The organism is Chryseobacterium sp. GW821-FHT04C04, assembly GCF_059420365.1.
In genome coordinates this window covers 600,557-613,296 of the sequence record NZ_JBWKTO010000004.1, presented here as the reverse complement: position 1 = coordinate 613,296, position 12,740 = coordinate 600,557, and the positions used below count along the sequence as shown (strand labels likewise).

The 12,740-nt window shown below is 34.6% G+C and carries 13 protein-coding genes; 5 read left to right on the top strand and 8 right to left on the bottom strand.

The window, feature by feature from the left end; translation table 11 throughout:
- Positions 1-113: 113 nt before the first annotated feature.
- Entirely contained in the window at positions 114-701 is a 588-nt protein-coding gene (locus AC07UM_RS16245) for a Crp/Fnr family transcriptional regulator (RefSeq protein ID WP_494684126.1), read from the bottom strand.
- A 564-nt stretch (positions 702-1,265) separates the two neighbouring features.
- Here AC07UM_RS16245 and AC07UM_RS16240 point away from each other — a divergent pair.
- Together AC07UM_RS16240 and AC07UM_RS16235 are read left to right on the top strand one after the other, a co-directional pair.
- Positions 1,266-2,027: a hypothetical protein gene (locus AC07UM_RS16240; RefSeq protein ID WP_494684125.1), complete on the top strand. Its 762-nt coding sequence runs from the start codon at positions 1,266-1,268 to the stop codon at positions 2,025-2,027.
- A gap of 158 nt (positions 2,028-2,185) precedes the next feature.
- Positions 2,186-4,375, top strand: coding sequence for a B12-binding domain-containing radical SAM protein (locus tag AC07UM_RS16235; RefSeq protein ID WP_494684124.1), 2,190 nt, complete (start codon positions 2,186-2,188; stop codon positions 4,373-4,375).
- A 300-nt stretch (positions 4,376-4,675) separates the two neighbouring features.
- Here AC07UM_RS16235 and AC07UM_RS16230 read toward each other — a convergent pair whose 3' ends face one another.
- The 3 genes from AC07UM_RS16230 to atpD form a co-directional block, all read right to left on the bottom strand.
- Positions 4,676-5,494 (bottom strand): hypothetical protein, encoded by an 819-nt coding sequence (locus AC07UM_RS16230; protein WP_494684123.1) that lies wholly within the window; start codon positions 5,492-5,494, stop codon positions 4,676-4,678.
- An 80-nt stretch (positions 5,495-5,574) separates the two neighbouring features.
- Positions 5,575-5,856 carry a FoF1 ATP synthase subunit delta/epsilon gene (locus AC07UM_RS16225; protein WP_103232280.1) on the bottom strand — a complete coding sequence of 94 codons (282 nt, stop codon included), beginning with the start codon at positions 5,854-5,856 and terminating at the stop codon, positions 5,575-5,577.
- 88 nt (positions 5,857-5,944) lie between these two features.
- On the bottom strand, positions 5,945-7,453 hold the full coding sequence (gene atpD, locus AC07UM_RS16220; protein ID WP_124531715.1) for a F0F1 ATP synthase subunit beta: 1,509 nt from the start codon (positions 7,451-7,453) through the stop codon (positions 5,945-5,947).
- A gap of 216 nt (positions 7,454-7,669) precedes the next feature.
- Between atpD and AC07UM_RS16215 the strand changes: the two genes are divergently transcribed.
- Together AC07UM_RS16215 and AC07UM_RS16210 are read left to right on the top strand one after the other, a co-directional pair.
- Positions 7,670-8,596, top strand: a complete 927-nt coding sequence (locus AC07UM_RS16215; RefSeq protein ID WP_494684122.1) for a bifunctional riboflavin kinase/FAD synthetase — start codon at positions 7,670-7,672, stop codon at positions 8,594-8,596.
- Positions 8,580-9,623, top strand: coding sequence for an acyltransferase family protein (locus AC07UM_RS16210; RefSeq protein WP_494684121.1), 1,044 nt, complete (start codon positions 8,580-8,582; stop codon positions 9,621-9,623). The genes AC07UM_RS16215 and AC07UM_RS16210 overlap by 17 nt, the downstream gene beginning before the upstream one ends.
- A gap of 16 nt (positions 9,624-9,639) precedes the next feature.
- Here the strand turns inward: AC07UM_RS16210 and AC07UM_RS16205 are convergent, their stop codons facing one another.
- The gene (locus AC07UM_RS16205; RefSeq protein WP_494684120.1) at positions 9,640-10,131 is read right to left on the bottom strand and encodes a hypothetical protein; all 492 of its coding nucleotides are present in this window, start codon (positions 10,129-10,131) and stop codon (positions 9,640-9,642) included.
- Between the two features lie 82 nt (positions 10,132-10,213).
- Positions 10,214-10,567, bottom strand: coding sequence for an MmcQ/YjbR family DNA-binding protein (locus tag AC07UM_RS16200; RefSeq protein WP_494684265.1), 354 nt, complete (start codon positions 10,565-10,567; stop codon positions 10,214-10,216).
- A 128-nt stretch (positions 10,568-10,695) separates the two neighbouring features.
- Between AC07UM_RS16200 and AC07UM_RS16195 the strand changes: the two genes are divergently transcribed.
- Complete coding sequence (locus AC07UM_RS16195) at positions 10,696-11,352, top strand: NAD(P)H-binding protein (RefSeq protein ID WP_494684119.1); 657 nt, start codon at positions 10,696-10,698, stop codon at positions 11,350-11,352.
- Between the two features lie 125 nt (positions 11,353-11,477).
- On the opposite strand, the gene AC07UM_RS16190 is transcribed toward AC07UM_RS16195, so the two are convergent.
- Both AC07UM_RS16190 and AC07UM_RS16185 read right to left on the bottom strand, forming a co-directional pair.
- Positions 11,478-11,993, bottom strand: coding sequence for a VOC family protein (locus AC07UM_RS16190; protein WP_494684118.1), 516 nt, complete (start codon positions 11,991-11,993; stop codon positions 11,478-11,480).
- A 75-nt stretch (positions 11,994-12,068) separates the two neighbouring features.
- Complete coding sequence (locus AC07UM_RS16185; RefSeq protein WP_494684117.1) at positions 12,069-12,644, bottom strand: glutathione peroxidase; 576 nt, start codon at positions 12,642-12,644, stop codon at positions 12,069-12,071.
- Positions 12,645-12,740: the final 96 nt, after the last annotated feature.

Sequence of the window (12,740 nt, the reverse complement as noted above, 5' to 3'; positions counted from 1 at the left end):
ATGTCAAAATTAGGAGGAAAGGCATTCAAAAAAAGACAAACAAGTTTAAGAAATAGCCTTGACCTTTGGTAAGATCAATGATGAAACTAGTTTAATATTAAAAGGGAATATAATCAGCTTTTAATTCTTTTCTGTCGGATTTTACTCAGGAATTGTGGGGTAATTCCGAGATAAGAAGCAATTTGCGTATTGGGAAGACGATTCGCTAGCTGTGGATACTGCCTTATAAAAAATTCATATTTTTCCTCTCCGGTGGCGCTTATATTTTGAAGCACCCTATTTTGGAGTTCAATGAATTTTTGCTCAATAATCACTCTGAAGTTCCTGTCAAATTTGGGATAATAAGTATAAAGATACCAAAGGTCATTTTTTTCAATCTGCAGTACTACAGAAGTTTCCAGGGCAACAATATACAATTTGCTGGGATTTTTATTATGAAAGCTGTCTATATCTACAATCCAGTCATTTTCTGCTGCAAACTGGAGATTATGTTCTTCTCCACTGCCATCGATATTGTACATTTTTAAACAGCCGGAAACAACGAATGTATAATACTGGCACACTTCATTTTCCTGCAGGATAAACTGCTTCCGTTTGATCCTTCTTTCAATGAACCTTTCATCCAGTACTTCAATTTCTTTCTTTGAAAGCGGAATATAGCTTTTAAAATATTCGATAAGCGGAGCTGTTACATCTGACATTGTGAATGGGTGTGATTTTTATATTGAGTTAAAAAAATATTGAGACAATATATTAAAAAATACCGGAACTTATTTTATTAGAATATTTAATGATACCAATAAGATCAATGTATAACATTTAAAAGAACCTATCTATATCTGTCAATTTTCCAAAGAATTTTCTGAACAAACTCCATAGGAACCCATGCTACAATCATTAACTGGATCATTGCGTACGTTAAAAGTAAAGATCTTACCTTGAAAAACGGTCTTGCAGCCTAGCATTTTGAGCAAATAATTGGTCTTTTCTATTATTACTAGTTATTAATACAAGTCTTTCTATCATAATATCGACCGTCCCATCACTCCTTTTTCTTAATTATATCGGATTGATTTTGTTTATTTTATGGATATTCGGATTCATCAATGCAGTGAATGAACAGAAAAAATACATCCCGTTTGTTGGAAAAATTTTCAAAAAATAAATTCAGCTTTCTGGTATAAGAAAATTTATCTGATTATATTGCATCCGTTTGTTTATAGGAGTTCCCCCTATAGCAGACCATTGTATTTATCATAAAACAGATGAAGGAACTACAAAAACTTACCAAAAAACAATTATATAATAAAATCAGAGAGAAATCAGAGAACCTCTATGCCATCACTCATGAAACGCTGGAAAATAATTTCTTTAATGAAAGTTCTTTAGACGAAGAAAGTCTTGCCGAGTTTCTTGAAATGCTGGATGATGAAACCGCAGAAAAAATAAAAGATGCTTCTCTGCACATCAATAATGAAAATGATACCCTTGAAATTGTCCTCATAGAAAACGAAAGCGATCGTTCTCTTGAACTGATAACTCAGGAAGGGGAAGGATATAAAATTATTCTTATAGAAGAAGATATTCACTTATCCGAAAAACTCTTTGTTGAAGACTATATTGTTCTTATCGTTACAGGTAACATACAAGCAGAGAATATTATCATCAATGGTTCGCTTTACTGTGCAGGGACTGTTACCTGCAAAGTATTATTTGGAGCATCGGGCAACGATAACGAAACCTATATTGGAGGAAGTATTATGAGCTCTCTTATTGCAGAAAACGGACATTACACTGTGGCAGAAGGTAATATATATTCTCGGTATCTGATCAGTTTTCATAATGAAATCATGGGAAAAACCGGAAAATTCATTGAGAATATCAGCTTCGAAAAGCCAAGCGAAAGCGGGTTACTGAATCCTGCAATCCTTGATAAAGACGGATATTTTGATGAAGATTCTTTTTTAAACTTTATTGACAGTAATACTCCTGATGCTTTGTTTATTAAACCGACAGATTTATTTTGAGATTGTATTGCTATGGAATGACAAAGTGGAGGTATTCTATTGGATAAGAAACCCGTTTTCATATAACAGAATTCAGAAGACTTTTCTTCACTGTTTATAATCAGGAGAAAAAATTTTTTTCTAAAAAAACTTTAGAATAACTTTGCAAAAAATTTCTGTTGAAAGACCTGCTTCTTATTACTCCGCCTTTTACCCAACTTAACACCCCTTATCCTGCAACAGCTTATATTAAAGGATTTTTAAATATCAAAAATATTTCCAGCTATCAGGTAGATTTGGGGATTGATGTTATTTTGGAATTATTTTCAAAGGATGGAATTCAGAAGGTTTTCAGCAAAGAAATTGATCTTCAGAATATTTCAGAGAATTCTCAGAGAATCTATGCGCTGAGAGAAGAATATTTAAAAACCATAGATCAGGTTATTCCTTTTTTGCAGGGTAAAACCCCTACATTGGCAAGACAGATCTGCAGCATGAATTTCCTTCCCGAAGCTTCCCGTTTCAACCAATTGGATGATATGGAATTTGCTTTTGGAAATATGGGTCTTCAGGATAAAGCCAAGCATCTGGCAACCTTATATTTAGAAGACATTTCAGATTATATTGTAGAAAATATTGATTCTGATTTTGGTTTCAGCAGGTATGCAGAGCGTCTTGGAAAAAGCGCCAATTCTTTTGATGAATTGTATTCAAAACTATCTGGTGATCCTACATTCATCGATACCTTTACTTTAAAAATTCTTCGTGAAAAAATAGAGAATATTCAGCCCAAACTAGTTTGCTTCTCAGTTCCTTTTCCTGGTAATCTTTATTCCAGTTTCAAATGTGCTCAATGGATCAAAAAGAATTACCCTCACATAAAAATTGCTATGGGAGGTGGTTTTCCCAATACAGAATTAAGAGAAGTTAAAGACCCTAGAGTATTTGAATTTTTTGATTTTATTACTTTAGATGATGGAGAAGTTCCTTTGGAACTCCTTTACCAAAATTTGGAAATTTCAAGTGAGGAAGGTGAGTTTAAAAGAACTTTTCTTGTTGAAAATCAAGAAGTCATTTATAAGAACAATTCTAAGCGACATGATTACAAACAGTCTGAAATTGGTACTCCGGATTATACCGATTTAAAACTGGATCAATATATTTCCGTTATCGAAATCGCCAATCCGATGCACAGCTTATGGAGTGACGGAAGATGGAACAAACTGACAATGGCCCATGGATGCTATTGGGGGAAATGTACCTTCTGTGATATTTCTTTAGACTATATAAAAATCTATGAACCTATTTCTGCTAAAATTCTGGTAGACCGAATTGAAGAGCTGATCAGAACAACGGGTGAAACAGGATTCCATTTTGTGGATGAAGCTGCACCGCCAGCTTTGATGAGAGAGGTAGCCCTTGAAATTCTCCGAAGAAATCTGGTGGTAACCTGGTGGACGAATATTCGTTTTGAAAAAAGCTTCACCCGTGACTTATGCTATCTCCTGAAACTTTCAGGATGTGTTGCTGTTTCCGGAGGGCTTGAAGTGGCCAGTGACCGATTGTTGAAATTAATTGATAAAGGAGTTTCTGTAGAGCAGGTTGCCAATGTAACAAGAAATTTTACAGAAGCCGGAATTATGGTTCATGCTTATCTCATGTATGGCTACCCTACTCAAACTGTTCAGGAAACAGTTGATTCCCTGGAAATGGTTCGCCAGATGTTCGAGATGGGAATTCTTCAAAGTGGTTTTTGGCATCAGTTTGCAATGACAGCTCACTCGCCTGTAGGAATGAGTCCTGAGGATTTTGGAATTGTTCCGGTAAAGCAGGAAATACTATTTGCCCATAACGACATCGATTTTAAAGATAAAACCGGAATCGATCACAACAAGTTCAGCTTCGGATTAAAAAAATCTTTATTCAATTATATGCATGGAGTGAATTTTGAACTTTCGCTTCAGGAGTGGTTCGACTTTAAAATTCCGAGGACGACCATTCATCCGGATTACATTCATGACTGTCTTTTGGAAGATGCGCAATTTACTCTGAAAGCAAACTCAAAAGTAGTCTTTCTAACCAAAAATGTAATCGCTGAGAATCACGTAAAAAATAAAAAGAAATATTCTGGTACGTATACGCTTCTTACATTCCATTTAAAAACCAATATTGTTAAGGTAGAACTGGAACAGGAAAAAGCAGAATGGCTGGTAACGGTATTAGAAGAGAATTCTATTGAAAATTTAAAAAAACCTACTATTCAGCAACTTAAGATTCATTTTGAAGAGAGTTTTGAAGATTTTGAGCTATTCTGGTTCTCAAAACCGATGCAGCAATTGAAGGAAAATGGCGTGATTTTGAGCTTATAAAAATTTTCGTTTTTTTCTCAGGGATTTTTAAAAAGAGACGATTTTCTGTGAATTGTTAGTTTTCTGTATGAATAAAACCTCTTTCGATTGAATGATAATCTCTCGCAGATTTTAATTTGAAAGAATAAAGGGTTCTATTTTTTCATTCCAAAGAAATTTATATAAAAATAAATCTCCGAAAATGACTAACAAGATTTCAATAGGTTTTGGCTAAAGTCAGCTAAAATTTGATCTTTAATAAAAGAACGGGCTAAAGCTCGTTCCTATTGATATAAAAGTGTATTTCTTTCCGATAAATAATTAATTTTGAGTTTCTTTTGATACAGGTCCTACGGATACTTTTTCCTGTATTTTAATAAAATTCGGATCCATAATAGCCATACGTTCAGCCAGTGCTTTATAAGTAGGATACTTTAAAATAGAGGCTCTCCCAGACATTTCCTTATAAATGACAAAAGACTTTCCACCAGCTGTTTTCAGTTGTTTTGTGGTAGTGATATATCTTCCGATAAGTTTGCTTTTAGCATCGTAAATTTCAATATCTATAGGTGTTTTATCCATTATCGTGTCTTCTGAGCCGAAACTTACCGGTAAATTGGTAAAATAACCTACCGGAACACCATTGCTAAGGATCTCTCCTACTTTGTTGACCTCAATATTCAGTTTATCTATTTTCTTTCTTATAACATACGCTTCTTTAGTTTTAGTATCCAGTTTTCTTTTGGGTACATTTGAAAAAAGCTCATCAAGGTTTTTGACATTGATCCCTTTGTTATCAATTATTTTAAGATCTTTAATAGAAGTAAATACGGCCGATTTTTCTTCTCCGGAAAATGCAGAGGGTGATGAATAATCAAGTTCAATGGTTTTGTCCCTGTTATATATCCTGTTGATCGTGATATAGCTGTCACGTACTGAATCAACGATACTTTTATCAATGAATTTTATCGTATACAGCGGGGTTTCCTTAAGATCCATAAACGTATATTCGTTGGACTTATTGGACAGTTTGGCAACCGGAATACCGTCTAAATTGATTATCCCTCTCTTGGTTTTGAAATTCTGAGCATGAAGGAAAACACCCAGAACTGTAAAGAATATGATTATGCTTTTCTTCATCCAATCAGACTTTTACAACAATAAAAAAAGTGTAACACAAAGTTACACTTTCTTGAAAATATATTTAGCTTTTCATTTAATTATTCACAAAGGATAATTCCTTTATTATGATTAAATTCTACAACACCGCTTTTGATAGCATAAGCAAAAACAGAGTCTTTTCCAGTTTCTTTGGTAAAGTTTTTAGCAAAAGCTTCATCAATAGAATTAGCAAAAAGCTTTACATCACCTCCGATCAAAGAAGAAACGATTCCTGCGTGGTTTTTCATGATGTGAAATTCACCATTTTTTCCAGGCAATAATACTGAGTCTACTTCTCCTTCAAAAACTACGTATTCTGGTGTTAAAATTTTTATATTCATTTTAATTTAGATTTGAAGATTTCAGATTTCAGATTTCAGACAACCTTAAAGTCTCATGTCTTGTATCTGTTATCTTTATGTCTAATTATTAAGCGTTTTCAGCTAACATTTTTTGTCCTGCTTCGATAGCTTCTTCGATGGTTCCTTTCAAGTTGAAAGCTGCTTCTGGTAAGTGATCTAATTCACCATCCATAATCATGTTGAATCCTTTGATTGTATCTTTGATATCAACTAATGATCCTGGGATACCTGTAAACTGCTCTGCTACGTGGAAAGGCTGAGATAAGAATCTCTGAACTTTTCTTGCACGGTAAACAACTGATTTATCTTCTTCAGAAAGTTCTTCCATACCAAGGATTGCGATGATATCCTGAAGCGCTTTATATCTTTGAAGAATTTCTTTTACTCTTTGAGCACAGTTGTAGTGTTCGTGACCGATAACTTCTGGAGACAAGATTCTTGAAGTAGAAGCTAATGGATCTACCGCTGGATAGATACCTAATGAAGCAATCTTTCTGTCAAGTACCGTAGTTGCATCCAAGTGAGCAAATGTAGTTGCAGGAGCCGGGTCAGTTAAGTCATCCGCAGGTACGTATACCGCTTGTACTGAAGTAATTGAACCATTTTTAGTTGAAGTAATTCTTTCCTGCATCGCACCCATTTCAGAAGCAAGAGTTGGTTGATAACCTACCGCTGATGGCATACGACCAAGAAGTGCAGATACCTCAGAACCAGCCTGTGTAAAACGGAAGATGTTGTCTACGAAGAAAAGTACATCTCTACCTTGTCCGCTTTCTCCACCATCTCTATAGTACTCAGCTAATGTAAGACCAGAAAGTGCTACTCTAGCTCTTGCACCTGGCGGCTCGTTCATCTGTCCGAAAACGAATGCAGCCTTAGATTCTTTCATAACTTCTAAGTCTACTTTAGAAAGGTCCCAACCTCCGTTTTCCATAGAGTGCATGAAATCATCACCATACTTGATAATACCTGATTCCAACATCTCTCTCAAAAGGTCATTTCCTTCTCTCGTTCTTTCACCTACTCCGGCGAATACAGAAAGTCCTCCGTGTCCTTTTGCAATATTGTTAATCAACTCCTGGATCAATACTGTTTTACCTACACCAGCACCACCGAACAAACCAATTTTACCTCCTTTTGCGTAAGGCTCAACTAAGTCGATTACTTTAATACCTGTAAATAAAACTTCTGCAGAAGTTGAAAGTTGATCAAATTTTGGAGCTGGTCTGTGAATTGGAAGACCACCTTCCTTAGAAATATTTTGAAGTCCGTCGATAGCATCACCAACAACGTTGAATAGTCTTCCGTTTACGGCATCACCGATTGGCATCATAATAGGATTTCCGTATCCAATTACGTCCTGCCCTCTTTTAAGACCGTCAGTAGCGTCCATTGCGATACATCTTACTGTATCTTCGCCAATATGTTGTTCTACTTCTAAGATTACTTTTTCACCGTTTTCTTTTGTAATTTCTAACGCGTCATAGATTGTTGGAACAGCTTCCACATCTCTGAAGACAACGTCGATTACCGGACCAATAATTTGAGAAATTTTACCTTTAATTTGGTTTGCCATTGCTAAATTTTTTCTTGGTGCAAATATAATGATTCTTCATAAACCTGCAATTGGTAAAAAAAAGATTTTTATCATGCTTTTGATAATAGATAAATTTAAGAATATACCTATATAACAGCATATCGGTATAGCAATTCTACGCTTATAGGGATTCATCTCTTGTTATATTGATAGATTGGCACATTATTTCTATATTTGCAATCAAATTTTTCCGTTTTGAAAGTTTTCAAGAATTTTACAGATTATTCTTCACACAAGCCTTTAGCATTATCTTTGGGCATGTTTGACGGGGTACATCTCGGGCACAAGAGTATTATCGATGAACTGATTAAAATAGGTACAGAAAACAATCTGGAAACTGCTATCCTTACTTTTTGGCCGCATCCAAGGTTTGTCTTTAATCCCAATGAAGATTTAAAACTTCTGAATACATTGGAAGAAAAGAAACAGCTGGTTGAGAAATATGGCATTGATAATTTGTTCCTGAAGGAGTTTGATGAGGAATTCAGAAACTTAACCGGAGAAGAGTTTGTGCGTAAGATTTTAATTGATAAGCTCAATGTAAAATACCTTATTATAGGATACGACCATTCTTTCGGAAAAAACAAAAGCGGAAATTTTGAGCTTCTTCAGAAATTATCCAAAGAACTTGATTTTGAGGTTGAGCAGATGGAAGCGATCAATATCCACGAAAATAATATCAGTTCTACGAAAGTGCGTAATGCCCTTTTAACAGGAAATATTATAGATGCCAACGAAATGCTGGGGTACTCCTACTCTGTTTCCGGAACGGTGGTTCATGGCAAAAAGATTGGAAGAACAATTGGATATCCAACAGCCAATATTGATACGGAATCTATAAAGCTTCTCCCTAAAAAAGGTGCTTATATTGTAGAAGTATTTGTGAAAGGCAATCAATATAAAGGAATGCTGAGTATCGGAACCAATCCTACGGTAAACGGAGAAAAACTCACTGTAGAAGTTTATATCCTTGATTTTGATGATGATATTTATGATGAAAAGATTACCGTAAGTTTCAGGGATTTTCTTCATGATGAAATCAAATTTGAAGGTCTTGAAAAGCTGATTGAAAGGCTGGACGAGGATAAAAGAATAACCCAGGAATATGATTTCAAGGAGTAATAATTTTGACTTTCTAAGGCTTGTTTTTGCAAGTCTTGTGGTCATTACCCACTCCTATGCTCTATCCGGAGCTACTCAAGGCGATCCTTTATCACAACTCACCAACGGCCAGATGGAATTTTCATATCTGGGGGTTCATGGTTTTTTCATTATCTCCGGATATTTGATCTTCAAAAGTCTGCTGCGCTGCAAAGGTCTTCCCGATTTTTACTGGAAAAGACTTTTAAGACTTTTTCCAGCTTTGTTGGTAATACTTTTCCTTACTGTCTTACTAGCACCTGCTGTGTATGAAAGTTCCGTTCCTTATTTACAAAACAAATCCGTATACACTTATATTCCTCAAAATATCACTTTATTTTTCCGCCAAAAAGGAATTGATGGAGTTTTTGAAAGCAATCCTTATAAACATAGTATCAACGGGAGTTTATGGACCATATGTTATGAATTCAGCATGTATGTGATGGTTTCATTGCTATTTTTTATCAGGAAGAAAACCTTTGTGAAAACGGTTGTTATTCTGTTATTTATATCAAGTTATATCTTTAGTATTTTCCAACCTTATTTTCTTTACGGGCTGTTCCTGAAAATGGCATTGGGAAGTAATCATTTTTATAATCTGATGTGCTTTTTCGCAGGCGGAATGGTATTAACCTATCTGAATACCAATAAAAGAACAGAGAATATTCTCATTATACTCTCCTTCATTATTCTTATTGTGAGTATATATTTGAATATTTCCAGATATACCTGTTATATTACCCTGCCTTTGCTGGTCATTCTTCTCGGTAAGCGTTCTACCCGATATCTCAATAAAGTAGGAGACGTGATTGGGGATACTTCCTATGGAATTTATATTTATTCTTTCCCTATACAGCAGACGCTGATGTATTTTTATAAACTGGACACCGTTCCATTACTGATATTTTCCTTACCACTGTCAATTCTCTTGGGATACCTTTCCTGGCATCTGATTGAAAAGAAAGCATTGGGATATAAAGATTTATTTGCTAAAAAGGCTATTCAGTGATGAATAGCCTTTTTATTTATTTCAATACTTTTAAGTAGAGTTTCTGAGGTTCACTGCTCAGTTTCACATTAGGAAACTGCTTGTCGTAGTCAATAAATATATCTCCTTTTTCATCCGCTTTTCCATTTCCATCAGAGTCCCAGCTTATTGTCACGTAGTATTTTGCAGGTCCTGCAGGTTTTGGATTGATCTTGCTTTCAGCATCTTTAGGTACCGGCAGGTCTATCGTAAATGGTACAGATTTCTGCTCATACTCTTTTTCTGTAATCAAGGTGGCAGGAGCATCTGCTAATTTTTCATCCATTCCGTACAAACTTACTTTCATTTTTGGATTTTTAATCGTAAAATTATCCGTTCCTGAAAATTCTAGTTTTATATTTTCTGAAGCTGTTTCAGAAGTTGAAGCAACAGGAGCTGGATTTTCATCTGTATTTTTCTTCTCTGTTTTGGTGCAGCTGGACAGCATCAATGTACCGGCTGCCATGAATAATAAAAGGTGGTTTCTCATTTGTTCTTTATTTTATTAATGTTGATTCTATATTTCACTGATAATAGATAACAAATTCCGTACCTCAATCTTTTTTTATACTTTATAAAGAATTCACTTCGTTCTGAGCCTTTTTTGTAAGGGATTTGAAAACCAGATCATAGGACTGATCAATAAGTTTAAAGATCAAATCTCTTTTCAATCCGTCCACTGTTACAGAATTCCAATGGGTTTTGTTCATATGATAGGCACCCGTGATCTGAGGATATTGCTCACGAAGCTCAGCGCTCCACTCGGGATCTGTTTTTACATTAACCGCTAAAGGCTGTCTTTCAAGCCCCATTAATAGAAATATTTTTGTATCCAATTTCATTACAAGTGTTTCATTATCAAAAGGAAAACTTTCTGTAACTCCTTTTTTGGCAAGACAGTAATCTAAAATTTCGTTGGCATCCATATAAATGATAAGTAATGAGTGATCAATAATTAAGAATGATTGTAAATGATATTTGATATAATTTTTCAATCTTTAATTCAAATTTAGTAAATTTAAGAAAGAAATAATCTCACAAAATCACAATTATTATGAAAGCTTTGGTAATAGGTGCTACAGGTGCTACGGGAAAAGATCTTGTCAATCAGTTATTGAATGACAAAGAGTTTGATGAAGTGGATATTTTTGTCAGAAAAGCTGTCGATATTCAGAATGATAAACTTAAGGTTCATGTTGTGAATTTTGAAAAACCTGATGAATGGAAAGAAATGGTGAAGGGAGATGTGGCCTTTTCTTGTCTGGGAACAACTTTAAAGGACGCCGGAAGCAAAGAAGCCCAGAAGAAAGTAGACTTTGATTATCAGTATGAATTCGCAAAAGCGGCGAAAGAGAATGAGGTAGAAGATTATATTCTGGTATCAGCGTACGGAGCGAACCCACAATCAAAAATTTTCTATTCCAAAATGAAAGGCGAACTGGAAGAAGCTGTAAAACAACTACATTTCAATAAGATTACTATTTTTAAGCCGGGAATGCTTGAACGAAAAGATTCTGAAAGAACCGGAGAAGTAATGGGAAGCCGTATTATAAAATTTGCGAATAAACTAGGGCTATTAGAAAGTCAAAAACCTCTACCAACAGATATTTTAGCAAAAGCTATGATCAATTCTTCAAAAATAAAAAGTAATGGCTACTCCAGTATAAAGCTTGGAAATATTTTCTGTTTTGCGGAAAAGACTAATGAATAATTAAAAAATTAGAGGTACTTGATTAGGGGTAATGCGGTTTGACTTTGCTATTAATCTCCTAAAACCTAAGCCCTAACTCCTATTACCTATTACCTATTACCTATTACCTATTACCTATTACAAAATTACTTTGTGGTTTTACTTCCCATTTTTTGCCCCAGCTTTTCATATTCAAGATCATTAGGTTCCCAAAGTTCTATTTTATTTCCTTCAATATCCATAATATGGACGAATTTCCCGTATTCATAAGTCTCGATCTTATCAACAATGGTTACCTCTTCTTTTTTTAGCTGTTCAACTAATTTTTCAAGGTTTTCCACCCGATAATTGATCATGAAATCTTTTTCAGAAGGTTGGAAGTATTTTGTTTTTTCACTGAAAGGGCTCCATTGGCTAAATCCTTTTTTAGAATTATCAGCTCCCTGATACCATTCAAAAACAGCTCCATATTCGTTGGTATTAAGGCCTAGATGACTTCCATACCATTCTCTCATTTTTTTAGGATCTTTACATTTGAAAAAGATTCCGCCAATACCAGTTACTCTTTTCATTTCATTCGATTTATTTCCTGTAAAGGATTTAAAAGCAAATCCTAACATAAAGGAAGCCAGGACGCAAAGGGTAAAAATTATTTTTTTCATAAAGAATCATGCATTGGTTTTACAATAAAAAAAGTGGATGTAAACACCCACTTGTAAAAATATACTTTTTTATCTTTATTTCAGATATTTTGTAATAGCTTCATCCGTAGGCTTTGTAGTACTTACAAAAGAATCAATCAGCTTTCCGTTTTCATCAACCAGGAATTTGGTGAAGTTCCAAAGAATGGTGGTATTCTTTACTCCATTTAATTCTTGTTCTGTTAAATATTTAAAAATCGGGGCTGTATCATCTCCTTTTACGGAAACTTTAGCGGCCAATGGAAAAGTCACTCCATAATTTTTCTGGCAGAAAGCACCGATTTCAGTGTTGGTTCCGGGTTCTTGCCCTCCAAAATTATTGGCAGGGAACCCTACGATTACCAATTTATCTTTGTACTGCTCATATACTTTTTCCAGATCTGCATACTGCGGAGTAAAACCACATTCTGAAGCTGTATTCACAATAAGGATTTTTCTTCCTTTATAGTCTGCAAAGTTGATTTCTTTCCCGTCAAGGCTTTCTACTTTGAAATCATATATTGTTTTTCCCATAAGTTCTTTGGTTTTGGCTTTAGAAATTTCACTTTTTTGGTTGGTACAGCTTTGCAGAAATGCAATAAAAGAAAGCAGCATAAAAAAAATATTTTTCATAGTAATATTTTTAGTAGGATTGACAAAACACTAATTTAAGAATATTATTTATAATAATTGAGGAAATACACCTCTGGTCTATAGCTTTGGTCAATA